Genomic DNA, 25,209 nt, shown 5'->3' with positions numbered 1-25,209 from the left:
ATACCTCAGACAAAACGTTTCATCAAAATTATACCATAATTATTTTATTATTATAGTTAGTATTTATATATAAGTATTATATTATAATTGAAGGAACTCTGAGTTATTAATAACACAAAGTTCCTTCAATTCGTAATCAAAATTTTTTCTTGAATACATGCCTCAGTATAAATTAAACTTTATTTACTCACGCTTACAAAAATCGGATTAGAATAGAACCAAAGGTCAGCATAAGCTTTAGTAGCATTGTTATCACCTACTAATTCATCTGCAAGCGGATTTCCATCCGCGTCTGTTTCATTGAGCGTATTTACTGCCATGTTTGTTCCTCTTAATCGGAAATACATATCCTTATTCACATTTTTTACAGTATACGTTATAGCATTCCACCCGTCGACCACTTTCCAGTCACTGTTATTAAATCGCTTTATAACCTTTGTGGTTTCATTTGTATCTTTCGTGTATTCAGCCGTTTCTGGAAAAGCTTTGCCCATAACATCTCCGGCAATAAGATCGATATGATTAACCTTCACAGCTTCATTGTTATTGTTTTTATTTGGACTTTTAAACTTAATTGTTATTGTAATATCTTTATTATTTCTTATTGTTTTTAAGGTTCCACCTATTTCAGCTACATTGGTTTTATTGCCTTTTACATTTTGACTGATTTCAAAATTAAGATTATTTATTAGATCGCCTTGAACAGCAAAGGAATTGCCTGAGCGCATACCATCAACAATACCTTGAGCTGTATTTCCTTTTACATAAGTATAGCTTTTTGCATATTCGCCGGGCCAGAAATCAGCAGTATCAGAACTGTCATGAAAATCTGAGTTTACAAATATCCAAAACCTACGTCCTTCCCCAAGCAAAGCATCCCAAAGTCCACCAACTTTTGCAGTCATGTAATCAGCTCCTCCATATGTTTCAGCCTTAGAATCTGTGCTTGTGTATCCCCCTCTTTCTACTTCCTTCTGGTGTCCGGGAAACCCTTCCATACCAAAGCATACATCTGGAGCAGTATTGTTAAAATCACGAATATCTTTAATAGTATATTTTAATTTTCTGGAAGGGTGATTCAGTATAAAATAGCTGGAGTTTCTATAATTTGTTTGAAGCCATTTAGCACCTGCAACTGCATCAGCATGTGTTTTGTTTACCTTTTTAATATTTTCAACAGCCCTGCTTGTGTCCTTATCATTTTCGTCGAACATATATTCAAAATCGCTTATAGGGTTAACACTATTGCCCAATATTGCAACACTGGCGTGTTCATGAGTAGGGACATTCCATTCCAAACCTTGGATCAATACTTTATCAGGGTAGTGTTTCTGTAATTTCTCAATGATTGGAAAAGAATAATCTTTCAATGTAATCCATCTCCATAGTGAAGTGACTGTTGTATTGTTAGGAATTGTAAACGAATTACCCAGCGGATCTCTCGATGAGGTTCCACCATGTTCAGAATTGGCCATCCAATCAAGTCCATAATTTTCAAATGCTTTTTCTACTACTTCAGTTTGTGTCTTGTTCCCATCTGTCAGATAAGTGTGTGTATGAAAATCACCTGCTACATATTTACCATCTAATTTCTGCGAATCAGCAAATGTAACCGAGCTTTCAAATCCACATGTAATTAATGCAAGTACTAACGTCATCGTAACGAGTTTCATATTATTTTTTCCCATTTTAAAACTCCTTTCATTATACAAATTGTTCTATTGTATTAGTGGTTAATTATTATCTGTAAAATTACCGAAGATAATATGGCAATTGCCATCCCTGCAAGTACGTCTGAAGGATAATGTACACCTAAATAGAGTCTGGAAATAGCAATTATAAGAGCGATAGGAAAACAAATTACTGCCAATATGGGAAGGTTTAATGCAATTGTTGTAGCAATAGCAAAAGCCGCAGTTGTGTGGCCCGAGGGAAATGAATAATAGTCCAATGATACATTAAAAGTATTAATATTTAATAAAACATCCTTGGGTCTCAATCGGCAAACACTATTCTTTAATATATGTACAAATAAGTGACTCAACGCTAAGGCAAATAATGCCTGAATCCCCATCTTTCTGACTACTCCATTACCCATTATGGTAATCATTATGCAAGTAGAAATTGTGGCTGTAGCACTACCTAAATGAGTTATCCTTGGCATTACTATATCCAGGGCTTTACATCGAATTGAATTGTTAAAGATTAAAAGTGTATTTAAATCTGCAACGTATAGTATTCCTTTTATTCCACTCATAGCATAACCTCCCTTATATTGATTTTAATCAATTATTTTCCTGTCCAAATAGGTATTTTAAATAAGCCTTGATTAAACCATATGGTGTTGTATAAGCCATATCATTATTATCATTTGCTTCTTTACAAATTCTTGGTGGATTAATAATATATACTTCAAGATTATTCAAATTTGAAAAAACATAAAATACTGTGTTTCATATTAACTAGTGCCTCCTTAGTTTTTAAAGGTCCTTTAATGGTTTTAATTATAAAGGGTTAATATTAACACATTATTGAGTTTATGTTATATTTTGTAATTAATAATATAGGATTTGGTATGTATAAACACTTTTTAAATTATAAAAGTTAAATGGTAAATAATATTATACTGATATTTAAATTAAGTTGTTTAGTATATACCTGCATTGGGTATATATTAACAACTTAATAATAAAAAAGTAACTTTATAGAGGAAGGTGATTTTGCTGTCTCCCATATATTATTTTCTTACATTTACAGAAGGAATTCTAACATTTATTTCACCCTGCCTACTACCCATGCTTCCTATATATTTTATTTACCTTGCCGGTGGAAATGACCAAAATATTAAACCCAAAAGCAGATTGCTTATAAATTCTATTGGGTTTGTTATTGGATTTTCATTGGTATTTACTGTACTCGGTGCAACGGCCACTTCTTTGGGGCATTTTCTGTCCAATCACAGAGGCTTATTAGAAAAGGTAAGCGGTGCAGTAATGATTGTATTTGGTCTGAACTTTATAGGTATACTAAAATTAAGTTTTATAAACATGGAAAAAAGAATTGATTTTAAATTTAAAAGTCTTGGATTTATTACCTCAATAATATTCGGGATGGTTTTTGCTTTTGGTTGGTCCCCCTGCCTGAGTTCCTTTTTAGGCTCCGCACTTGCACTAGCCAGTAACTCAAAAACCATTTTTGAAGGAGTATTTTTACTTCTCTGTTTCTCCATCGGACTCGGTATTCCGTTTATAATTACTTCAATTATATTTGAGAGGGTAAAAGGAGCTTTCAAGCAAATACAGAAACATAGCAGAACTATAAATATTGTTTCAGGAGCACTTCTTATTATTGCAGGAATTTTAGTATTTACCGGCAGCTTTAAATATTTTAATTTCTTTGGTCTATAAAAATATACTAACGGAGGAAAATGTTATGAATAAGAAGGTCACAACTATTATATGGACTATAGCAGCATTTGCAATTATAGCAGCAGCTTACACCTTTTACACAAAGAATAAATCTCAGAATTTTGTAACACCGCCACAAGATACCGCTCCACAAAGCCAATCCGCCCAGAGCAGTAAAATTATGGCTCCGAATTTTACATTAAAGGACATTGATGGAAAAACCGTTAAACTCTCTGATTATAAAGGGAAAATTGTCATACTTAATTTTTGGGCAGTCTGGTGTAAATATTGCTTGATTGAAATGCCTGATTTTAATGAACTTGATAAACAATTAGCTAAAGACAATAATGCTGTAATTCTGGCAGTAGATGTTCAAGAATCCGCAGCTACTGTTAAGGAATATCTCACTTCAAATAATATTGGCCTTAAAGTTCTGATGGATACAGACGGTGCTGTTTCCCAGACCTATGGGGTTTCTGGATTTCCCACTACCTTTTTTATTAATAAGGATGGTTCTTTATTCACCTATATTTCAGGAAAAACGGATAAGGAAACAATATTGGGGTATATTGGTAAAATGGAAAACACCAAATAACACTAAGCTAAGGGCATTGATGGTATCACTGCCCTTGGGTATATATATGATAATTATTTTAAACATCCCTGTCCTTTAAAACTTTTAATGTTTTATCCTCCAATTGTTTGTTGTCATCACTATACGGCGTAATAATTTTGAAAATTTGTGACTTGTATTTAGTACCTATATTGTACTTTATAAAATTTCCCAATGTGCCCATTGGACCAATATCTATGTAAATTAATTCTTCCTTATTCATTATATTTAAAACAGCATTCCTAATATCCATCGGATAACGTACAACATCCCACAAAAATTCCATATCACATGGCGAATTGTTTTTATTGCAGATACATGAAATATAATTAACTTGTGGGTTTTTAAAGATTTTATTTTTTATAAATAGTCTATAGTCTGATGCTGCCGATTCAATCAAGGAAGAATGAAAAGCATACTTTACCGGTAATAGTTGATGTGCGCATTTATTTTCTTTTAAATATTTTTGAATCTTAGATATTGACTCAATACCGCCTGAAACTACAAAATGTGATTGAAAGTTTACGGAAGCTAATTCAGAATTATCATGTAAAACAGAAATATCATAGAACGAAAGGTAGTTATTTAATACTGCCAGCATCCTTCCTTCACAACAGTTTTCTTTGATTATTTGTGCCTGTTGGTATATGCATTCCATTGCCTCAGGGAAATCCACAACACCTGAAACAGCACAAGCTGCGAACTCACCAAGGCTGGCCCCCAAAACGTATTCAGGGTAGATACCATTATGCAGAAGGACTTGAGCAAGTGAGTACTCTACCATAAATATAGCAGGGTGTGTATATAATATATTGTAAAATTGTTCCTTAATATTATTACTGTAATAAATTTGATCTATCACGGAGCTGCCGCACAAGTTATAATAAATTTTATCGAGTTTAAGCATCCATTCTTTGAATAGGGGATTATTGAGGAATAGTTCTTTTCCCATATTATAGTATTGTGATCCTTGCCCGGAGAACATAAAAACTATTGGTTTCTTCATAGTATGCCTTTTCTATTTATCAAATTATTTTTACTTATTTTTCAAAGTAAATTTCCATATACAATTACATTCTGTATCCGTAATGTCAGGATGACAGCTTACCACTTCTGTTTCAAAGCGCTCATCGATCGTTTCGGCAAAAAGACTGTATTCAACAATACCAACGGATTTACACGGGAAATATGACAACCCCTTCTTACTCCTGGCATGCTGAACTCTACAGGTTTTTACCCGGTAAACCAGTACGTTTTCTTTTTCAACAGTAATTTCATCCTCATTAAGGGAAGAATAAAGTCTAAATGAAAGAGCCTTTTTTAATCCTGCAATACCTGAATTTTTTCCTAGGTCCAAAAACTCAATCAATCGCCTTGCCTCAATTACAGTGAACCTTCTCCATGACTCCCTATCTATATCAATAGCCATATCAATACCGTACTTGTTCTCTATAGCTTGGAACCAAAGTCCATCATGTGCAAGCCAATTTTTAGCATATATTTTGTTCAGTTCAAATAATTCTTCTAATGATAAATCATCTGTCTTTTCTGCCTTTAACATGAAACAGTCTCCTTTTTTAAGCACTTTTACCGTTTATTATATTATGTCATTTACATGTTGTTCAAATAAAGAGCAGATGGCTAGTTTAAATTCAAATAAGAGCCAACTGCTTTCTTGTAAAGCATACTCTGTCATTGAAACGGCGTTTTCCGAATAAAGCTCACAACAGACCCCACAGCCTTCACATTCATATTCACATTCATATAATGAAACTATGGATTTTTTTATCGCACCAAAATGGCAATTTTCTTCACATAATCCGCAGCTTATACATTTTGAACTATCTATATATGCCTTTTGAAAACCGTAGAAATTATTTATTACAGGTTTCGTATTCTGGGACATTACCAGATGAATATTTGGAGCGTCCACATCACAGTCAGCAAAAGCCAAGTTTAATAAATGCACTTGCTACAGTTGTCTTTCCGGTTCCGCCTTTTCCGCTCAGAATAAGAAGTTGTTTCATTGCAAATTCTCCTTTACAAGTTTGTCAAGCATTTTTCAAACAGTTCCTTATATGTTCCGTTTTCACGTGCGGCTGCCAATCCGTTGGAATTGAGCCTTCCAATATCTTTGTCATAAGGTATCTTTTTGATAAACCTACAACAGTATCGATTATCTCACCTGGAAATTGTTTTAGCACATAGGTTAAGCAATTGATGATTCCGGGATGACTGCATCCCAAGAATATACATAATCCCTTATTGGTTCGAATAATGAGCATTTGCTCATCCTTAATCATATCTATATGTTTATTGGCTACATCACCGACAAAAAATCCTTCAGGTATCTCTTCAAAATCATGAGTACTTGGAATTTCTCCGCAAATATATACGTCCGAGGCAAGTTGATAAATTTCACGTGTAAACACAATATTACTTTTTAATATTTTCTGATCATCCGGGTTCCATGGTATCCCGATTTGTCTAAAGCTTACTCCGTCATGGTTAATAGAATAGCGTTTTACAAAAGAATCTTCATGAGCGTAGATTTTAGGAACTCTTTCGTTTTTGGGAAGTAAACTAATCCACCGCCGTGATCATAATGCCCGTGACTCAGCACTATAAAATCCGTTTTTCTTAAATCAATATTCATATTAACTGCATTACTACAAAAAACATTGGATTGTCCCGTATCAAACAATATATTTATCTGCTTATGTTCAATATAAACAGACAAGCCGTGTTCAGCTAGAAACCTCTTTTACATGTTCTGTTATCCGTAAGGATATGGATTTTCATTTAAATTACTCCAGAGTAGTTTGTTTTATTATGAGCTTATGCCCACAACCTAAATTTTAGTATTATTATGAGCATATGTCAACAATATATTCGTGAAATAAAAAAAGACCAAAAAGAAAAATTCTTTCTGACCTTTTATTTTGAATCTTTTGTACTTTAATCAACATCATAACCTTGATGCCAGCAGTTTCTTCTACAAAACTTGTGCTTACATTTCTTACTACAAATAATATTCTTTGAGCCACATATATTACAAGTGTATTCACCGTTTTTTATAGATTCGAGATTCTCATAGCTTTCCATCCATTCACCGCCACAATCTAAGCATTTTACAGGACATATATTTCTGGTGAATTTACCTCCCTCAATGTGTATGGTTTTACCATTAATAAGGCTATCAGCAATCTTTTCTCTTGCAGAAAGAAGAATTCTTTGAAAAGTAGGCCGGGAGACCTCCATTTTCTCAGCACATTCACCTTGTTCCAGACCCTCCAAATCTTTAAGCCTTAAAGCTTCAAGTTCTTCCAGTTTCAATATATTTTCAGGAACTTCAGCAATGTCCGTTTCTGATGGAATAAAAAATGGAATAGTAGGAATATTTTCGATTTTCCTCCACTTTGTTGGTCTTGCCAATAATTATCAACTCCATTTAGTACAGATTGTATCTCGTTACAAAGAAAGTATATAAAATATCGCAGATATATGTCAACAAAAACAAAATAGTCTTGTATTTAGAATTTCTGCGTATTGGAACTATTAAAAGGGGTTCTCAAAGCATACTTAACGCCTTCCCTGTCCCCGATATAAAGATTATTGTAATGTACCGCAATTTATAAATATTACAAATGTATCAGCAAATTGGCAAGTCCTTTAAAACTAAAAACGCTTTTTCCTTCATACTGGACATTTCTGCTATTAAATAGTACGGTGTCCATGCCGAGGGATTGTGCAGCCGCTAAATTAAATCTTCTGTCATCTACATATATGCAATCAGATGCCGAGTGCCCAAGTTTATCTAGGGTAAGCTTAAATATCTGCACATCAGGTTTTTTAATTTTTACGTCACCACTCACTGTTATGACATCAAAATAATCATTAATATTAAATTTATCACGTAAATACCTGCTCCATTCGCTTAAATCGTTTGATAATAAAGCTAAATGGTAATGTTTCTTTAAGAGTGGAGCAAATTCATAGAAATCTTCATCAATTTCTATTGTATCTAAATATTCTTTTTCAATTTTATCCAAATCGCCTTCAAACCCAAGCTTTCTGAAAAGTTCTAAAGAAGATAATTCACCAATATCAGCTTTATTCCAATGCAGGTATACATCCTCGCGGCTTAAATTGGGAAATGTGCGATTTATAAATGGTAAAAGACCTCCCTCGGGGTCTTTAATAATTACCCCATACATATCCAAAATTAATGCTCTCATGCAAAACCCCTTTCTCAATTATTTCGCATATTTCGCAGTCAAATAAAATTTTACCATAGATTGCTGCTACTTGGTAAAATATATAAAATTTGTACACTAAAAACTTTTCCTCGAAATATGTATTTTTTTAATATTTTATTTTCATTTAAGTAAAATCTAAATTGATATTTAACTAAAAATATGTTATATTTTAACTAAATATGTACTTCATTACAATCATTTCGTCTTATCTTCTCGACAACACTATTCTTTTTTTAATCGTAACAGGGAAAAATTTATTTAAAAGGAGTGTTTTTTATGAAAAAGATTTTAGGGAGAGTTATGTCTCTGCTGACAGCGGTTGCACTGTCATGTACCATCCTGACAGCCGTTCCTTCTCCGGTACAGGCTGCGTATTCCGTACCTGTAAATGTTGAAGCAGAGGCCTGCACTCTCAGCAACGGTGCTACAGTTGCTACAAATGTCTATGGAACTCAATATCCTGGTTATTCAGGCGACGGCTTTGTATGGGCATCCAATGCAGGAACGATAACTTTAGAGGTTACAGTTCCTAAAAGTGCAATGTATGAACTTAAAACACGCTGTTGGATGTATCTGGGCAATCTGGGTGAATCCAGACTTCAGGCTGTAAGTATCAACGGCGAATCCAAAGGCAACTTCTATATTCCCAACAAAGGCGGCTGGATGGATTACAGTTTTGGATTCTTCTATCTCGAAGCCGGAACAGCCAAGATTGAGATTGGAACATCCGGAAGCTGGGGTTTCATACTGTATGACAAAATATCCTTTGACTATGCAGATATGCCTGATTTGAATATAGACCCAACCCCCTGCGATTCAAAGGCAACCCCTGAAACAAAGTCTCTTATGAAGTATCTAACAAGCGTCTATGGAAACCATGTTATTTCAGGCCAGCAGGAAATTTATGGTGGCGGTAATAACGGAGATTCAGAACTTGAATTCAAGTATATCTACGATAAGACAGGTAAATATCCTGCAATCAGAGGTTTTGACCTGATGAACTACAACCCTCTGTATGGCTGGGAAGATGGTACAACAGATCGTATGATACAGTGGGTAAAAGAAAAAGGTGGTATTGCAACATCCTCATGGCATATCAATGTACCGGCAGATTTCACAAGCTATAAGCTGGGTGATAAGCTGGATTGGACAAAATGTACTTATAAACCGACTGCCAGCTTCAAAACAGCCAACTGTCTTGATAAAACAACAAAAGAGTACGCCTACCTGATGATGGCTATCGATGATCTGGCAAAGCAGCTCCTTATACTTCAGGATGCTAAAGTTCCCGTGCTTTTACGTCCTTTCCATGAAGCCGAAGGCAATAACAACACTGATGGTTCCGGTGCTTGGTTCTGGTGGGGTTCCGCAGGGTCAAATGTTTATAAAGAGCTATGGAAGCTTCTTTATACAACATTGACGGAAAAATACGGTATTCACAATGTAATATGGGAAGTAAACCTTTATACATATGCAAATTCTCTCGAATGGTATCCCGGTGACCAATATGTCGATATAGTTGCTTATGATAAGTACGAAGGCTCACCTTATACTTGGAAAACAAGTGCAGCAACAACAGCATTTCTGACACTTGTAAATGATACAAACGATACAAAGATGGTAGCAATGACTGAAAATGACGTTATACCCGACATTAAGAATATAGTTAACGAAGGTGCATGGTGGCTTTATTTCTGCCCATGGTATGGCGATTTTATTACAAGTTCAAGAAATAATGACCCGGTACTGCTGAATACTATTTACAACAGTCAGTATGTAGTAACCTTGGATGAACTGCCTACAGATATTTACGGTTCTGAACCGTCAGTCGGAGTTGCAGGCGATTTGAATTCAGACGGAAATTTTGATGCTATAGATTTCGGTCTTTTGAAATCATATCTATTGCTTAATACCCCCATTAACTTAACAAATGCAGATGTAGATGGGAATGGGCAAATAAATGCTCTGGACTTTGCGTATATGAAGCAAAAGCTTCTTGGCATGATTGATAAATTCCCGGTTGAATAAGTTGAATAAAATTATAGCATAATTAATTATCTGCTGTCGCATAAATGGTTGTACATCCTCTTATGCGGCAGCTTTTATTATCATCGTTTTCTAATATTTCAAGTAATTTTTCTACTACCATATTTACTGTCATAGAATCAGTCTTTATTTTATAATCGTAATATCTATTATACAATAACTGTCTATGTAACATCATATCAGTGATGGTCTCCAAAGGGTTATTGCCTTTTAATAATGGCCTGTCTTCTGTACTTTTAACATTGTCTTTTGAAATGTTACGTAGGATTGTAGCTGGAAGAGCCTCAAGAAAAATGATAATTCCGTTTTTTTTCAAATTATATATGTTCGAGGGATTTAAAACGATTCCCCCACCTGTTGCAATAACAGATTTACTGCTATTAGAGAGTTCTTTTATGACTTTAGCCTCAACATCTCTGAAATATGCCTCTCCGTATAATTCAAATAAGTCCTTTATATTCATTGAAAATTGTTGTTTAATTATATTGTCACAGTCATAAAAGTTGTAATTCAAGGCATTTGAAAGCACATTACCTACAGTTGTTTTTCCAACGCCCATAAAGCCTATTAAAACTATATTTTTATCCCTCACTATATGCCCTCCTGGTTTGCTATAAAATCTGAGGTATTGTTTGTCTGGATGATAATCTTTGGTCAATTACTTTAACAATAGATTTAGCTTCCCGTACTTTCCAACAGTCGGTGAGATAACCAAGTGGATGCAGAGAAATAACACTTTTCATGCCTGTACTTGTATACAGCTCATCTTCAAGCCCTGACAAATCATAATCTCCCTTTGCTATTGGATATTCTTCAAGCTCAACTGAAATATGATTGTTTTTTACGTTAACTTTGTAATCCATGAAAAGACCGTACTTATATATGATTTCCTCGAAGTCCAGATTGCCCCAAGTTTGATTGTTAAGCTCCAAAGATAACTCATACCTTCCATGGGGTTTAACTGATTTTTTAAATCCGTATTCGCATTTTGAATCAGTGATTGTAATAAGGTCATCCAGCATGTATCTGACCATGGGAGTAGTTTTTCGCATAAGACTTGTAAAGCACAGTCTTCCCTTCCCGCTTACACCTAACGGCTGCATTTTATGGTCAAAAAGTTCAATATAATTAATTCCGTCAATTAAGTGCTTTTCTCCGCAGGGACAAGGCAATGAGAAAAAGCCATCCACAGAAGCATATGTATTAACATGCGTGAGTGAAAAGTATTTTTCAATCTGGTGTTGCCTCGAATTAGCACAGGGCTCGGCAGTGGAAAGCAAAACTTTAATATTGTCGATGGTTTTTTCATAATCTAATGGATAGTAGTCTGATCTGATTATTTCTGCCCATGACATAAAATCAAGAGGTGTTGCACTGATTACCCCGGGTTGCAGCTTTACTATGGTAGCAGCAGTTCTCACGGGTGTTCCGATTGTTGATCGAGTACCGAGCTGAGCAACCATAGCTCCATGCATTTGAAGCAAGGCTCCAAAAGAAAAACCTGCTACCGTATATCCAAAGGTCAATCCGTTAACAGCAGTTCGATTTTTTTTAAGATGTTCCTTAATTGTTTTAATGTATGGTGTCAGAGAGCTTAGAGATATCAATCCCTCGAAATCATTTTTTGTAAAGAATGAAGGCGTAGGAGCTCCACTGCTTCCTGAGGTTTCGCCGTAAAGATAAACTTTGTCTTTAAATTCATCGCTAAGCAGATCATAAGGACTGACTCCAACCAAATTGTACTTTGTTAATATTGGAAGAGACTCAAAATCGTCTGTGTTGTACCCTTTGTAGTAATTATTATAAAATCTAGTGTTTTGTGACGCATAAGAAGCCATTTGATAAATGGACATTGATTTACTTTTTATTGCTAGAGACCATAACTTTTGTTTCATCATTCTGCACCTTCCCAACCTTCAAGTTAATTTTCTTTCCGAGTACTTCAAAATTTCTGGCATTACAGAGTTTAGTACATTTTCCGCATTTAATACAGCTTGTTATATCCGTAAAATGATTTACTGATAAGTCAGCACCCATTGGGCATTGCTTCAAACAAGCATTACAACCATTACATTTAGTTTTATCATGTACGACCTTAACTGGAGATACATAGTTGAAAAGGCCATAAAATGCACCGAGAGGACATAAGTATCTGCAAAACCATCTTCCGCTAACCAATATTGCTCCAATTATCAGCAAAAGTAATGACAGGAGCTGATATACCAATATAGTTTTTAACCACCCAAAAGAAGTAAAGGCATCTATCAACCCCGGAAGTCCTGTGGTCAAATAGTATGGAAGACGCCCGTATATACTGCCGCTTTGGCAGATATAGACACAAAAGACAGGTATTTTGAAAATCAAAGCTGAAAAAGTTAAAATAAGAACAACGTATCTGGCCCAATAAAAAAATTTCGGAAGCTTTACTTTTTTCAGTGATATTCTGTCCAGAATGTCAGAGATAAAGCCAAAAGGACAAAGCCAACCACAAATGAATCTCCCTAATGTAACACCGGTAAAGCACATTACACCAAGAGCCAGATAAATACCGCTTCCCTTAATCATTCCCCACTGCAACATACCTACCGGACATGCTCCAGTGGCCATTTCGCAAGCCTGACAATTTAAAAATGGGAAAACGCCGAATTCACTTCTCTTTATACCGCAAACACCTGAAACTCGTAAAACTCCAAGCCTTGCTGTAGCAAATATTAACCATTGAGTTATTTTTCTAAGAAAAAGCTCCTTTTTTAATTTATAAATTGAAAATAAAAGAGTTAATGTAAATAGAATACCAATTATAATAAGTGGTTTTGAATGGAACCTGCCATATTTTATCGAAGAAGCTAAATCGGATATTCCGGGCTTCAGCTTCATTACCCAGCTTTCAGTCCCGGTTGTATCAAAATTTCCATATGTATTTGTTTGGTATACAAAATTCATTTCATTTTGTAAAATACCTAATGCTATTAACACTATGGAACAAATCAAAATAATAAAAAACCTTTTTTTAATATCAATTCCTCCTTACTCAATTCTTACAGGATTTATATGCCCTGATAGAATCATTTGATCAACTAAAACTATTGAAGCCAGAGCTTCGGCTAAAGGGCCTACTCTTGGAGTAAAATTCTTATCGAACCTTCCTTTAAGCTTTATAATCTCTTCACTCATAGTTTTGTAATTTACGGTATTTTGGTCACATAATATTGAAGGAGTTGGCTTAACAGCTATTCTGAAAAGTAAATCCATGCCCGTACTGATTCCTCCCAGAAAACCGCCGGAATTATTACTTGCTAAAGAAACTCCATCGCCCTTTATAATAAAGGAATCGTTGAATTGGCTTCCACACATCTGTGCAGATTCAAAACCCAAACCGCATTCAATCCCTTTCACCCCTCCAATGCTGCTTAAAGCGTACATAATCATTGAATTCAGTTTTCCAAATATAGGACTGCCAACCCCGGAGGGTACACCTTTTATCCTGAGTATAATAATTCCTCCGGAGGAGTCTCCTGTGGAAGATATTTCGAGACACTTTTCCTTGGCCCTTTTTTCTGCTTCTTCACTTTCGCAGCAGCTCCCCGCAAGTTCTACCACCTTGCTTTCAAAGGCTATATTATGTTTCTTCAAGAGCTTTTTAGATATTGCAGCTGCTGCCAGCAAAGAAATATAAACTCTGCCGGAAGACCTTCCACCACCCCTGTAATCATATAATCCATATCTGTTATGGTATGAAAATTCTGCGTGTCCGGGCCTGTAATAATCCTTGAATTCATAGTAATCCCTACTTTTCTGACCATCATTGTGTATTGCAATACAAATAGGTGTTCCAAGAGTCTTTCCTTCAAAAATACCGGAAAGCAGCTTAACATTGTTCGTTTCTTTTCTTGGGGTACCAAGTTCGACATCGGTAATATCACGGTCAAGCTCACAGGTAAAATCTTTTTCGGTTATTTCCAGGCCTGCAGGACACCCGTCAATTACACAACCGATAGCTTCTCCGTGTGACTCTCCCCAAGTCGTACACCTAAAAATCTCTCCCAGAGTATTCATATAATATCTCCTCAAAAAAGGTATTATTTTTACGAAAATGAATAAAAATTGTAATTTTAACAGATTATGTATTTATTATATGTCATAAATCTACATATTTTAAATATTCCTGTAGCCTCAAAATACGTAGTATTTATGAACTAAATATACTAGTCTGCTGCTCCCATAAAAAAAGATGGATCAGCATAAAAATATCAGCCGTCCCATCTATAAAATCTATGTAAAAGGTAATCATTTAAAATGGCTTTGGAGTACTCTTTTCCAATAAAATCATTTTCAAATTTGTAAGATCGAGTGCATCAACATTGCCATCATTATTAACATCAGCAATGGCCATATTCTGTAAAGTACCCTTACCCAAAAGGAAAGACTTGAATAGTGCAAAGTCAATAGCATCTAGTACACCATCCTCATTAACGTCTCCATAGTAAAGAACTGCCTCCGGCACTTTATTAACACTGAGACTCTGGGCAATGACATTCTGGAGTACTAAGTTTTTGTCATAAGAGAATTCCCAGAACATGGCACCCCCAAGACCCATTTTCTTTATATAATCTGTTTTACAGCCGATTGATTCCTCATCTTCGTATGTAATAAAAGTACTTCCATTATACAAATAAGGTACTTTTGCAACATCGTCCCAATGGCGCACATAATTATTTTTACCTACATAATTTTCTGCAATATCCCAAAAATCAAATACAGCAGCTTCAAATGTACCGCTTCCATAGCCTGCAGATGATGGTGCCGCTCCGCTTTTATACAGCCCTGAACCATTAGGATCAGTTACGTTAATCCAACCTTTTCCGGAGAAAGCAAGACCCAGATTTAAATCAGCCGGTTCTACTCCTGCAGCAATATAATTCTCAATGGTAGTTGATACGCAGGGATTACCTGAATCAGCGTTTAGCGGAGTATTGTGGTTAGTTGTTGAATCCCATGTACCATGATAATCATAAGTCATAACATTTATGTAATCCAGATACTTTATCATTTCTGCAACTTTACAATTTGCTATAAATTTAGCATCCGACGCTCCTGCAATACTTAAAATATATTCTTTTCCGTCCATTTCTCCCTGCGTATCTAATGCAGTTCTGATCTCTTTAAGCAGTAAAATGTAGTTGTCACCATCGTTTGCACGGTGCGGTATATTATCACCGCCTTGAACCGGAAATTCCCAGTCAAGATCTACACCGTCAAAACCGTATTTTACAACAAAATCTACTGCAGACCGGGCACATGCCTTTCTTAGCGTATCTGAAGCTGCTACATCAGAGAAATTTTTTGACCACGTCCATCCTCCTACTGATATAACTGTCTTGATATGAGGATGTTGTTGTTTCAATTTTATCAACTGTCCGAAATGTCCCCTTAATTCTGTTTCCCATGTGCCATCTTCATATGGCTTTTGAGTATCAATCCACGGGTCTCCAACTGAAATAGTTCCGTTAGCAGATAAATTTGCAAATGCAAAGTTAATATGTGTCAGTAAGGAAGGATTAATATCACCCACCTCTGCGGCTCTCTGATAGCCGCTCCATGAAGTAAAATATGCCACATTTCTGTACGCCTGTTCCGTTTGATTGTTGATTTTTATCGTTTCATTTGCGACAACACTTGAAATACCTATGCAACTAAGCATTAGTGATACAATTATTGAAAATGCCATTAATTTCAGGTTCAATTAACATTTCCCCTTTCTTAATTTTTTTACTTAAATTATATCATAATATTCAATAATTGTATTTTTTTAGTAAATATTCGACTTTTTGTAATAAAAAAGCCTGGGAATAAAATTAATTCCCAGGCTTTTTAAATAAACTTTTAATTTATGCATTAACCCCAAATTTTAATGCGATTGAATCCGGATTTCAATCCTTCAATAGGTCCTACAACAGGCGTAGTATTTCTTGAAGTTCCAGTATAGTCGGTGTCAATTACGATAGGCTTTCCGTTAGGATCGTCAAAAATAGCATCAACAATACGTACGGTACCGAGCGTTTCAGTAGAAATGATTTGAGTCGGTATTTCAAGCATATCTTTTTCTACATTCATCTCCAGATAAACTGAATTTCCTTCTTCAACAATTTTTACATTTGGATTAAACTTTTTGTTAATATAACTGTTATTTTCACGGTTAAAGCCTTCAGCTCCATTTAAATATGCATTTGAAGAAATATATACAGGTTGTTCGGTTAACATAAACACCTCAAGGTCACCTACTCCGTGACTAAGCACTTTTGAAACATATTCTTCATATGAAGCAGTATTGGGATTATACCCTGCTGTTCCACTGTTTTCAATGCCTTCTCCGCCAACAAAAACATTGTTGTAAAAACGATCATCTCCGCCATAAACGACTGCTGTACCGGCTACCTCGGTAGTATGCGGGAAGTGATATGGCGTAGATCTGTCAAGAACCTTTGTTAAATGGAGCTTACCACAGCAAAGATTATTTACATATGCGCCGCCTTGTGAAAAATTATCAAAGGTATAATCGGAAGCAAAAATATTGTTATCCACTAAGTATGGGCCATGGCTTACCTCTACCATCAAGTCACGGTCATTGTTGTAATACAGGTTATTATTCACTCGAACACCCTGTGCCTGCCAGTCAAGCCAAGTACCAAGAGAACAGTTATGAATACGGTTATGATGAATTTTTACGTCAATTGCCGCATGAAGCTTTATACCTGCAATCTCGTAACCGAAAAACTCATGCTTAACTGCAATATTATAAATATGGTTGTTATATATTTCACTGAAAACTCCACCCATATGTCCTACAATACCGTTTTGACCGCAATCAAAAATTACATTGTTTCGGATGATATGGGAACCTATCTTTTCCTTGCTCCAACCTATCTGTAAAGCACGGAAAACAGCCTCCATCTGATACTGATAACCTGGCTTCTGATGTCTTCTGGAACATAGGTTGTGTCCTGTTGAAGCTTCTTTACCAATACTGATAGCACTGCATTTAGCATCGTGTATTATGTTGTTTTCTATAATCCAGCCCTTGCTCCAATTTGCACCCAACAGACCGGGTTGATCTGCTGTAGGCGGCGTCCATGGGCAAGCAGCCTGCGCCATCTCAAATCCTCTTACAGTAATATAATTCAGACCTGATTTGAGTGGATAGAAGCAGCATTTTCTTACATTTATTTCAACAAGCTCTTTATTTGGATCTACACCATGGAAGTTAGCATAAATGGTTGTTTTTTCCTCATCTACTTCGCTAAACCAACGGTAAATTGTTTGTTCAGGATGCAGAATTTTTTCAAATTTTTTAGTCCACGGGATATCTATAACCCCGGTTCTCTCTACTGGGTTATTAACTTCATCCAAGGAATCGGCTTCATAAAATGAAACTCCGTTTAAATAGACATCACCGGGATGACGATTAATGCCGGGCTTATATATTAACCAATCGCCGCTGAGAATTTCCTTGTATGGATTGTAATCACCGAAAAAAGAATTTGGAAGAACAGCTTTCCATACTGTACCCTCAACCTTTTCCCAGCTTTGGATTCTCTCTGACCCCTTAATAATAACCTTTTCACCCTCGGCAGCTTCGTATACGATTCTGCTTAGATTGCTGTATCCGCTATGTTCAGGCTTTACCCATTCACGATACTCGCCTTCGTGAACAATAACTTTGTCTCCTGATTCAGCTACCTTCGCAGCTTTTGATATAGTTCTGAAAGGATGCTCTTTGGTACCCTCTGCGAAATCACAACCGGTTACCGCAACATGAAATTCTTTTTTCACTTTACCTTCCTCCTTATAATGCCGTGTTTTTTGAATTTGGTTAGAATAGTTAATTTTGTTTTTACAATTGAATTTTAGCATAGAACAATTTATAATACTTGACATATAGTATTATTTTTTGGCCAAATATTGCAGTATGTGGGGGTAAAATATTGATTCCATTTTATGAAAACAGAGCTGGAGATTTGCTTATCTTTAGAGAAAACGGTCTTGATTTCCTACCACATCTTCATGCTCAACTTGAACTGCTTTATGTGGAGGATGGAGAAATTGAAATAACAGTCAACGGTTGCACACGCCTAATGAAAAAAGGTGGGCTTTCTGTTCTTTTTCCCAACAGCGTACATAGCTACCATACACCTCCGAATCAAGAAAGCATGAATTGCATTGTAGTCATACTTAATTTGGCACTTGCAGGTGATTTTATAAATACTCTTTTGAAATTTCATCCTAAAGACCCTTTTATCAATAAAGAAAATCTTCATAAGGATGTTTCCTACGCTATAAATTCTCTCTTAGAGGAATATAACCATGCTAAGAGTCCTCCTGTTTGCACTCCTATTTGTAAGGCGTATATACAGATTATTATTTCAAGGCTGCTGCAGCAGGTGGAACTCATTACAAATACCGATGTGAATTACTTTGATATAATTTTTGATATTATTAATTATATAAACGAGAATTACATGCAGCCCATATCACTCAATGACATGTCCAAAGCTTTAGGTGTTGGAAAATATCATTTATCCAGAGTGTTTTCAGATAAAATAAACGTAAGCTTCAGCGATTATATAAATGGTATTCGTGTAAGTTGGGCAAGGAACATGCTTTTAAATACAAATAAAAACATTACACAAATTGCGTATGACTGTGGATTTCAAAGTATTCGTACATTTAACAGAGCCTTTAGTAAAGTTTATTATATTAGTCCCAGGGAATTCAGGAAAACACAGGAAGCAGCAAGCATCTCTACATAAAAATACTCCTTTTGATTAACTAAAAATTTTAAACCAAAAGGAGTATTACCAATTTATTTTCATCGTTTTCAGCAGTTAATCCATGTATATATCTGAAAATTATATTGCCGCACTTGCATTATCCTTCTGTCACTGATTTTTTCATCTTACCTTCTGTAAAGGCAGCATAAAAATGAAATTGGTTCACCATATAGGTGAATAGTCTTGTCATAGGAGCCGCCAATAACAGCTGTCATTATATTATTCTCAAATAATCTTCTCATACAGGCTTTAAGAACCATTTGATAAGTTTACATAAATCCCAAGAATCATTACTTTTTAGATATATAACTCGATAGTATATTGGTAATTATAACCATTATGGAAAATGGAAAATATATGAAAATGGTGGTAAAAGCACTAGTTACAGTTTTAGAAGGTACAATTACTGTTGAAAGTGAAGTAGGAAAAGTAATTTGGGTATGTAACAGAATATGCAAGGTACTTTTTTAAACGAGATTCTACAGTATGCTTTCTATAATCCTATCTACAACAGCATTCCATGGCCTTGATTCAATCACTTTTATCCCTAATTTCCCGCAGGTATCCACTAACCAAGCGTCATACTCGATACTGATATCCGCTCTGAAATGTTGCAATTCGCCACCCTCTCTGGCAAAATAATTCTGCAAAATTTGGTTTTTATCCGGTTCATATATATACAGATTTTACCTTTTGATTTTCAAAAGATGCCGCAAATTCTGGGTGTATAAAATCACCCTCAATAATGACCGGTACATCAGTTTCAATGTGGTTTTCAACAATTGCATTTATTCCCGGAATCATTTCTTTACTAACGTCAATAAGCCACTTCACATTACCGCTTACACCGATATCCATCCAGTTTATGCCGCTACTCCAATAGTGAATTGCCGGAAGAATCTCACTCGTTGTCATTGCCTTTATAGCTTGGCAAATATCATCCACTTCCATGACATTCACGTTATAATAACGAGCCAGTTAATAGGCAACACTTGATTTACCCATACCTGAAGCACCACCAATAAACAAAAACGTCCACTTTCTATCTCTGTTCAATCTAGCACCCCTCATTCTACTATCTAGGTTGTCGCAAAAACTCATCTTGTATAAAGACCAAATGTAGTTTGTTTTATCTCTTCGCTAAATCCATTTTGTGTATTATATAACAAATAATCCTACATGTGGAATGTTGCCATGTCAAGTTTTATTCTTTGGCACAATGGCTGCTCCCGGTTACCGAAGATGTATTTTACCCGATATATATTTTTTCTCACATACAATTCTCCCAAATTTAAAACATCAGGATAGCTGGGGCATTATCTACCCCGATGCTTATCCCTCTTTTTTTGCTGTTTCAGTTCAAACATTCGCTGTTTTTCAGCCTCTCGTTGTTCACGACTGATTTGTTTCCGCTCTTGTTTGTTCTGCTCCTGCTGTAATTTTAATGCTTGCTGAGACTTCGTGCCAACACCCGTATCAGACAGTTGTTTCTGTATATCCCTCTGCATCCTTTTCGGATTTATGGCTTTCTCCTTTACAGCAGCAACCACAGCCGGGCTGAAACGAAGCTCATAATAGTGCTTCAGGATGAAATCGTAAACCTCATAATCTTTTGGCTCTGCACCGAAAGTTACCTTAGCTGCCGATAGTTTTCCATCCTCGATTCTTTCAAAAATACCAACCCAGAATGGCTCCTCGAAAAACACTGTCAGTTTGCCTTGTATTTTGCCCATGACTTTCCCTCCTTAAAATGAATGATGTTATGAGCAAAGAATGGACGACCCAAGGAGGGAGGGTTACTTACACCATTATTCCTAATGGTACGGCCGGGCTACCTTCCGGCTCTGGTGAGATAATCTCACGTTGCGTTTTTATCTTTGCTGTTTTATATAAAGCACTTAGTGCCATATATCATTTTTTCTTTTTCGACTTTGGTTCTGGAAGCTCCTCATACATAGCCTGAAATAGTGCTGTCAAGAATGCTTTATCATCAACTTTGTTCACAAGCAGCATATCTTTACCACCTTCATACGGAGGCTCATATACTGCATCCAGCATTAATGCCTTAGCTGCTTTTACGGGCTTTACTAGAAAGCGGTCATCACAGATATATGCTGCGATTTTCTCACGGTAGTAAATAATGTACTCGCCCATCATATAACGGTGTGTAATTCCATCCAAATGGGATAATTGCTCCAAAATAAAGGTCAAGTATTCTTTACTCGATGCCATACTCAATTCTCCTCCAATTTGCTATCAATATAAATAACACTATCTTGTACAAATCAATCAAAGTATTCTTACGGATACTCATATTTTTCTAAAAACTCAATACACAAAGCATGTTTCCATGCTGTTGTTTTCGTGCAATTAATGTTTACTTTAAAAAATTAATTGTTTGCAAAATGTTTGGTATTTTCTAGTATTTGAGTTACTATTTTCATTGATTATCTGGTTGGCATCATATTTACTTGCATCTGTAATTGCTGTGATATCTCCGTAATACCATGCATCAATTCCTAAGTCAAGAAGTGTATATTCGCCTGTACGATTTTGAAAGTTCCTTACCTGAATCTATACTTAATACAAATCTTGACCATACACCACTATTTGCATCTGAAGCATAATTTAAAATAGTAAAATTGGATGATGAATATTCTTTATTTCCGTCATTAAATCCCCTTGCAATATATTATAGTTTATTCTATTATTTTCAGCAAAACTAAATGTGCACATTAATGTAATAGCAGCTATAAATAATACAGCAAAACCAATATTCTTATTAATATTTTAGTATCTTCTTATGTTGATTTGTCCCCAGTAAAGCAAAAGAACATGCCAATGAGACACATTCTTTTGGTTGGTAGATTATTTTGATTTTAAATCCTGGCTACACTCTTCACATATATGCTTACCCTTGTATATCGTAAGATTTTTGACATTGTTGCAAAATATGCAACCGGGAGAGTATTTTTTTAATAATATCATATCCTCATCAGTAAAAATTTCTAAAGAATCTCTTTCGCTAATAGAAAGCATTTGTCTGGTCTCTTTAGGTATTACTACCCTTCCGAGCTCATCAACCCTTCTTACTATTCCTGTTGATTTCATGCTAACAGTCCTCCTTTTCATAAAATAACTTAAAATGCCATCCTGATACTCAAATAATTCACAACGAAGGTTTTTATAGTGTCTGTTTTGATTGTGCAATAAATATAAGTTGCCGTGAAAACGAATGCAGCATATGTAGCTTTTCATCTGTTTTTCTTCACATCCTTGTTCCACATTTCTCACTTATAAGGATTGGCAGTTGGTTGGCCAGTGAAACAGGGCCGTAGCTCCTTCTTAATATTTTTACCCTTTTATTTGATACTGTAACAGTGCTTTCTGAATTTAAAGAATGATACCAAGACAAGCGAGGATGGCCTCTTTGAATATCAATAGAGCAATAAGTGATGTTGTCACAATTCGCCATAAATAGTCAATAGTATTTTTTTGTAACTCGTACCACACTATTCCGTTCTCAAAGTCCAACTTTCTTTTACTTAGAATTATTCAATTTTCACCGCCTGAGAGGGGGGCGTACGTTGGAAAAACGGATAATGGTTTTTAATATTTATAAGATCGAACTTGGTGGTATTTTGTATTGAATGATGCACTGGAATTCTGTGTTCAATTTTTTTTACTGTCTTTTGATTTTTTATCTTCAATCTTTTTCCTTAACATTTTCATACTTTCTGAATTGGGTTTCAGAGATATATTTGGGTTACCAAGTTTCGCGCGACCATGTTTTTCTTTATATAGTGCATCTTTTGTTAAATCCTTTAATGATTTGCCATCAATGTTCACTCCCTCAGTCACTATCATATATGCTATTCCACCTATCGCACCACCTGCTGCACCAGCTAAAGTACCTGCACCTGGTACAACGGAACCAGCTACTGATCCTGCAGCCGCAGATGCAGCAATACCACCTGCTGAATAAAGAGAATCTACTTCCGCATCTATTATAATCTTATCTATTGGAGCATCTTCTTGTATATTTTCATATATTCCAAATGATGTATCAACAATTAAAGATGTAATTGCAGCTGCTTTTCCGATATCATTTGCTACCTTTGCTACTTTACCAAAACCTGAAGCAGTTGAAGCAGCTTTAGCATTTATGTCTTTGATCCATTTTCCTATCCCAATGTTATTTCGCCTAGGTGTTTTTAAAATTTCTTTTGGAACATAAATTTTTGCAGCTTCCATGGTCGTTTCCAATAAGGAAGCTACTGTTCCTACAAGGTTCCCTGGGCTCGTTATTACTTCAGCATAAAATGTATTTCCATCTTTGCTATTATCCTTCTCCATATCACCATTCTTATTATTTGCTTCTTCTACATAGGCTTTTATACTTTCTAATAGAGTACCTTTTTTATTTTTTGTAGGAATAGTCTTTTCTTTCTCTGTAGCGATAGCTTTAGCTTTTTTTGTGTAAGCAGTAAAGATATTTTCTTTTTTTGTAGGAGTAGTCTTTTCTTTCTCTGCAGCGGTAGCTTTAGCCTTTTTTGTGTAAGCAGTAAAGATATTTTCTTTTTTTGTAGGAGTAGTCTTTTCTTTCTCTGCAGCGATAGCTTTAGCTTTTTTTGTGTAAGCAGTAAAGATATTTTCTTTTTTTGTAGGAGTAGTCTTTTCTTTCTCTGCAGCGATAGCTTTAGCTTTTTTTATGTAATCAGTAAAGATATTTTCTTTTTTTCTTCTCTGAATAACATATCCATTATTTTTTACAACACTTACAGGAAAAGACTCTTTCAATTGTCCCATACTATCTTGTGAACCTACTTGCACCGCTTTGCTCCCCATTATATCAGCTTCCTTTTCAAGGTTTGCATCATCATTTACAAGAGTACCTGTTTTTATTTGTAGTGTAGGCACAACTCTTCCCTGTTTCTGTTGTACAGCATGCCAGCCTTCATGAGGAAGATGTTTTTCCTGTCCTGGTGCAATGTGAATAGTATTTCCCTGTGTATATGCCAGAGCACCTACTTGCTTTGGTTTGTCTGAATTTGTATGTACACTTAAGTCTGAAAGATCAATGCCTGATAACCTTTCAAGCCCTGCTCTCAAATTATGTTGTATACCAGAGCTTGAGCCAGGAGTTTCGCTGTTGTCCTTCTTCATTTGTAATGGATTTTTTTCATCATTATTCTTTAATTCTGAAGCCCCTATTTTGCTGTCTGAGTTCTTCTCTATTTCAGATTTTGTTTTTTCTAATGAAATTGGCTTCATTGCAACATTAGTCTGTTCTAGCTTTCTCTGCTTTTTGCGTATTTTTGCATCCTCTCTTAATGTTACTGTTTGCCGGTATCCTGTAATAGATTGTAAAAACAGGAATTCTTCTCTTGTTATGGCGTCCGGATCATTAAGCATTATCTGAAGCAATTTCTTGTAATCTGTTGTTCTTACATTTTTTTTATTTGCAGCAGGCTTGTTCTTTTGATTATTATACATAAGGTTATTTGTCCAACCCGGCTCCGGTTTTTTTACCAACATTTTGGTCTGCATTAAACCACTCTCCCTAAATCTATTCAATTATATGTAAATTTTTATGGGTTTTTAACATCCGATTTTATAATAAAATATTTAATGTCTTTTTAGATGTTATCCAATTACCTCCTCTAATAGTTTAACCGTCTGTCTATATCCCATTACGTATTGAAAGAATTTAAATTCTTTATTAGTAACTGAATTTGGATCAGTAAGGCAAATTTTTATATTCTCTTGTTCTAACATTCTTTTTCACAACAGGCTTTCGAAAAGTAGGGATCTTTTTAAAATTTTTGCTTACTTTACTCAAAGCCTGCTCTTTAACATTTTCTGAATATGTTTTGTTTGTCACGCTATCTACTCTATTTTTAAGTAAATTTTAGATGGTATATAACATCCATAATTGTAATAACTTAGTCAATGATTTACATCAAATAACTAATTACCCTAAGGTGTGGCGAACAAAGGTACCCGCAAGATAAGAACGTGTATGGAATAATGGCAGAAATTATTTAATACATGAT

23 protein-coding genes and 1 pseudogene are annotated in these 25,209 nt (G+C 35.3%); 4 read left to right on the top strand and 20 right to left on the bottom strand.

The window, feature by feature from the left end; genetic code table 11:
• Positions 1–179 precede the first annotated feature (179 nt).
• Both CLO1100_RS09230 and CLO1100_RS09225 read right to left on the bottom strand, forming a co-directional pair.
• The gene (locus CLO1100_RS09230; protein WP_014313489.1) at positions 180–1,688 is read right to left on the bottom strand and encodes a hypothetical protein; all 1,509 of its coding nucleotides are present in this window, start codon (positions 1,686–1,688) and stop codon (positions 180–182) included.
• Positions 1,689–1,726: 38 nt separating this feature from the next.
• A complete protein-coding gene (locus CLO1100_RS09225; RefSeq protein ID WP_014313488.1) occupies positions 1,727–2,257 on the bottom strand; it encodes a phosphatase PAP2 family protein in 531 nt (176 codons plus the stop codon).
• A 463-nt stretch (positions 2,258–2,720) separates the two neighbouring features.
• Between CLO1100_RS09225 and CLO1100_RS09220 the strand changes: the two genes are divergently transcribed.
• Both CLO1100_RS09220 and CLO1100_RS09215 read left to right on the top strand, forming a co-directional pair.
• On the top strand, positions 2,721–3,407 hold the full coding sequence (locus CLO1100_RS09220; RefSeq protein WP_014313487.1) for a cytochrome c biogenesis CcdA family protein: 687 nt from the start codon (positions 2,721–2,723) through the stop codon (positions 3,405–3,407).
• A gap of 25 nt (positions 3,408–3,432) precedes the next feature.
• Positions 3,433–4,002, top strand: a complete 570-nt coding sequence (locus tag CLO1100_RS09215) for a TlpA disulfide reductase family protein (RefSeq protein ID WP_014313486.1) — start codon at positions 3,433–3,435, stop codon at positions 4,000–4,002.
• 58 nt (positions 4,003–4,060) lie between these two features.
• On the opposite strand, the gene CLO1100_RS09210 is transcribed toward CLO1100_RS09215, so the two are convergent.
• The 6 genes and pseudogenes from CLO1100_RS09210 to CLO1100_RS09185 form a co-directional block, all read right to left on the bottom strand.
• Complete coding sequence (locus tag CLO1100_RS09210; protein WP_014313485.1) at positions 4,061–5,026, bottom strand: acyltransferase domain-containing protein; 966 nt, start codon at positions 5,024–5,026, stop codon at positions 4,061–4,063.
• Between the two features lie 30 nt (positions 5,027–5,056).
• Positions 5,057–5,581, bottom strand: a complete 525-nt coding sequence (locus tag CLO1100_RS09205) for a DUF6125 family protein (protein ID WP_014313484.1) — start codon at positions 5,579–5,581, stop codon at positions 5,057–5,059.
• Positions 5,582–5,746: 165 nt separating this feature from the next.
• Positions 5,747–6,047, bottom strand: a pseudogene (locus CLO1100_RS09200) (4Fe-4S binding protein); the annotation flags it as partial.
• 24 nt (positions 6,048–6,071) lie between these two features.
• A complete protein-coding gene (locus CLO1100_RS19995; protein ID WP_050814140.1) occupies positions 6,072–6,452 on the bottom strand; it encodes a hypothetical protein in 381 nt (126 codons plus the stop codon).
• A gap of 526 nt (positions 6,453–6,978) precedes the next feature.
• The gene (locus tag CLO1100_RS09190; protein ID WP_014313483.1) at positions 6,979–7,455 is read right to left on the bottom strand and encodes a DUF134 domain-containing protein; all 477 of its coding nucleotides are present in this window, start codon (positions 7,453–7,455) and stop codon (positions 6,979–6,981) included.
• A 206-nt stretch (positions 7,456–7,661) separates the two neighbouring features.
• Positions 7,662–8,258: an HAD-IA family hydrolase gene (locus CLO1100_RS09185; protein ID WP_014313482.1), complete on the bottom strand. Its 597-nt coding sequence runs from the start codon at positions 8,256–8,258 to the stop codon at positions 7,662–7,664.
• Between the two features lie 297 nt (positions 8,259–8,555).
• Between CLO1100_RS09185 and CLO1100_RS09180 the strand changes: the two genes are divergently transcribed.
• Positions 8,556–10,307 (top strand): glycosyl hydrolase, encoded by a 1,752-nt coding sequence (locus CLO1100_RS09180; protein WP_014313481.1) that lies wholly within the window; start codon positions 8,556–8,558, stop codon positions 10,305–10,307.
• Positions 10,308–10,329: 22 nt separating this feature from the next.
• On the opposite strand, the gene CLO1100_RS09175 is transcribed toward CLO1100_RS09180, so the two are convergent.
• The 6 genes from CLO1100_RS09175 to CLO1100_RS09150 form a co-directional block, all read right to left on the bottom strand.
• Positions 10,330–10,917: a shikimate kinase gene (locus tag CLO1100_RS09175; protein ID WP_014313480.1), complete on the bottom strand. Its 588-nt coding sequence runs from the start codon at positions 10,915–10,917 to the stop codon at positions 10,330–10,332.
• A 19-nt stretch (positions 10,918–10,936) separates the two neighbouring features.
• Complete coding sequence (locus CLO1100_RS09170; RefSeq protein WP_014313479.1) at positions 10,937–12,223, bottom strand: phenylacetate--CoA ligase family protein; 1,287 nt, start codon at positions 12,221–12,223, stop codon at positions 10,937–10,939.
• Positions 12,183–13,301 (bottom strand): 4Fe-4S binding protein, encoded by a 1,119-nt coding sequence (locus tag CLO1100_RS09165; RefSeq protein ID WP_242836715.1) that lies wholly within the window; start codon positions 13,299–13,301, stop codon positions 12,183–12,185. The genes CLO1100_RS09170 and CLO1100_RS09165 overlap by 41 nt, the downstream gene beginning before the upstream one ends.
• Positions 13,302–13,352: 51 nt before the next feature.
• Complete coding sequence (aroC, locus tag CLO1100_RS09160; RefSeq protein WP_014313477.1) at positions 13,353–14,381, bottom strand: chorismate synthase; 1,029 nt, start codon at positions 14,379–14,381, stop codon at positions 13,353–13,355.
• A 235-nt stretch (positions 14,382–14,616) separates the two neighbouring features.
• Positions 14,617–16,068: a glycosyl hydrolase family 18 protein gene (locus CLO1100_RS09155; RefSeq protein ID WP_014313476.1), complete on the bottom strand. Its 1,452-nt coding sequence runs from the start codon at positions 16,066–16,068 to the stop codon at positions 14,617–14,619.
• Between the two features lie 152 nt (positions 16,069–16,220).
• On the bottom strand, positions 16,221–18,155 hold the full coding sequence (locus CLO1100_RS09150) for a right-handed parallel beta-helix repeat-containing protein (protein WP_014313475.1): 1,935 nt from the start codon (positions 18,153–18,155) through the stop codon (positions 16,221–16,223).
• Between the two features lie 152 nt (positions 18,156–18,307).
• On the opposite strand from CLO1100_RS09150, the gene CLO1100_RS09145 reads away from it, so the two are divergent.
• The gene (locus CLO1100_RS09145; protein ID WP_014313474.1) at positions 18,308–19,132 is read left to right on the top strand and encodes an AraC family transcriptional regulator; all 825 of its coding nucleotides are present in this window, start codon (positions 18,308–18,310) and stop codon (positions 19,130–19,132) included.
• Between the two features lie 500 nt (positions 19,133–19,632).
• On the opposite strand, the gene CLO1100_RS21040 is transcribed toward CLO1100_RS09145, so the two are convergent.
• The 6 genes from CLO1100_RS21040 to CLO1100_RS19990 all read right to left on the bottom strand — a co-directional run bounded on the left by CLO1100_RS21040 (position 19,633) and on the right by CLO1100_RS19990 (position 24,703).
• The gene (locus CLO1100_RS21040) at positions 19,633–19,770 is read right to left on the bottom strand and encodes a hypothetical protein (protein WP_242836714.1); all 138 of its coding nucleotides are present in this window, start codon (positions 19,768–19,770) and stop codon (positions 19,633–19,635) included.
• Between the two features lie 52 nt (positions 19,771–19,822).
• Positions 19,823–20,098, bottom strand: a complete 276-nt coding sequence (locus CLO1100_RS21035) for a hypothetical protein (RefSeq protein WP_242836713.1) — start codon at positions 20,096–20,098, stop codon at positions 19,823–19,825.
• A 371-nt stretch (positions 20,099–20,469) separates the two neighbouring features.
• The gene (locus CLO1100_RS09135) at positions 20,470–20,886 is read right to left on the bottom strand and encodes a YjdF family protein (RefSeq protein WP_014313472.1); all 417 of its coding nucleotides are present in this window, start codon (positions 20,884–20,886) and stop codon (positions 20,470–20,472) included.
• A 178-nt stretch (positions 20,887–21,064) separates the two neighbouring features.
• A complete protein-coding gene (locus tag CLO1100_RS09130) occupies positions 21,065–21,385 on the bottom strand; it encodes a TfoX/Sxy family protein (protein WP_014313471.1) in 321 nt (106 codons plus the stop codon).
• 636 nt (positions 21,386–22,021) lie between these two features.
• Positions 22,022–22,264 carry an AbrB/MazE/SpoVT family DNA-binding domain-containing protein gene (locus CLO1100_RS09125; RefSeq protein ID WP_014313470.1) on the bottom strand — a complete coding sequence of 81 codons (243 nt, stop codon included), beginning with the start codon at positions 22,262–22,264 and terminating at the stop codon, positions 22,022–22,024.
• A 561-nt stretch (positions 22,265–22,825) separates the two neighbouring features.
• Positions 22,826–24,703 carry a DUF4157 domain-containing protein gene (locus CLO1100_RS19990; RefSeq protein WP_014313469.1) on the bottom strand — a complete coding sequence of 626 codons (1,878 nt, stop codon included), beginning with the start codon at positions 24,701–24,703 and terminating at the stop codon, positions 22,826–22,828.
• Positions 24,704–25,209: the final 506 nt, after the last annotated feature.

The organism is Clostridium sp. BNL1100 (genome assembly GCF_000244875.1).
Lineage (GTDB): Bacteria > Bacillota > Clostridia > Acetivibrionales > DSM-1351 > Ruminiclostridium.
This window is presented reverse-complemented; position numbering and strand designations above follow the sequence as displayed.

What these genes read in the sequence shown, in the direction of transcription:
- CLO1100_RS09230 (WP_014313489.1), bottom strand. Translation starts at nt 1,688, where the DNA reads ATGGGAAAAAATAATATGAAACTCGTTACGATGACGTTAGTACTTGCA.
- CLO1100_RS09225 (WP_014313488.1), bottom strand. Translation starts at nt 2,257, where the DNA reads ATGAGTGGAATAAAAGGAATACTATACGTTGCAGATTTAAATACACTT.
- CLO1100_RS09215 (WP_014313486.1), top strand. Translation starts at nt 3,433, where the DNA reads ATGAATAAGAAGGTCACAACTATTATATGGACTATAGCAGCATTTGCA.
- CLO1100_RS09210 (WP_014313485.1), bottom strand. Translation starts at nt 5,026, where the DNA reads ATGAAGAAACCAATAGTTTTTATGTTCTCCGGGCAAGGATCACAATAC.
- CLO1100_RS09205 (WP_014313484.1), bottom strand. Translation starts at nt 5,581, where the DNA reads ATGTTAAAGGCAGAAAAGACAGATGATTTATCATTAGAAGAATTATTT.
- CLO1100_RS09185 (WP_014313482.1), bottom strand. Translation starts at nt 8,258, where the DNA reads ATGAGAGCATTAATTTTGGATATGTATGGGGTAATTATTAAAGACCCC.
- CLO1100_RS09180 (WP_014313481.1), top strand. Translation starts at nt 8,556, where the DNA reads ATGAAAAAGATTTTAGGGAGAGTTATGTCTCTGCTGACAGCGGTTGCA.
- CLO1100_RS09170 (WP_014313479.1), bottom strand. Translation starts at nt 12,223, where the DNA reads ATGATGAAACAAAAGTTATGGTCTCTAGCAATAAAAAGTAAATCAATG.
- aroC (WP_014313477.1), bottom strand. Translation starts at nt 14,381, where the DNA reads ATGAATACTCTGGGAGAGATTTTTAGGTGTACGACTTGGGGAGAGTCA.
- CLO1100_RS09135 (WP_014313472.1), bottom strand. Translation starts at nt 20,886, where the DNA reads ATGGGCAAAATACAAGGCAAACTGACAGTGTTTTTCGAGGAGCCATTC.
- CLO1100_RS09130 (WP_014313471.1), bottom strand. Translation starts at nt 21,385, where the DNA reads ATGGCATCGAGTAAAGAATACTTGACCTTTATTTTGGAGCAATTATCC.
- CLO1100_RS09125 (WP_014313470.1), bottom strand. Translation starts at nt 22,264, where the DNA reads ATGAAATCAACAGGAATAGTAAGAAGGGTTGATGAGCTCGGAAGGGTA.
- CLO1100_RS19990 (WP_014313469.1), bottom strand. Translation starts at nt 24,703, where the DNA reads ATGCAGACCAAAATGTTGGTAAAAAAACCGGAGCCGGGTTGGACAAAT.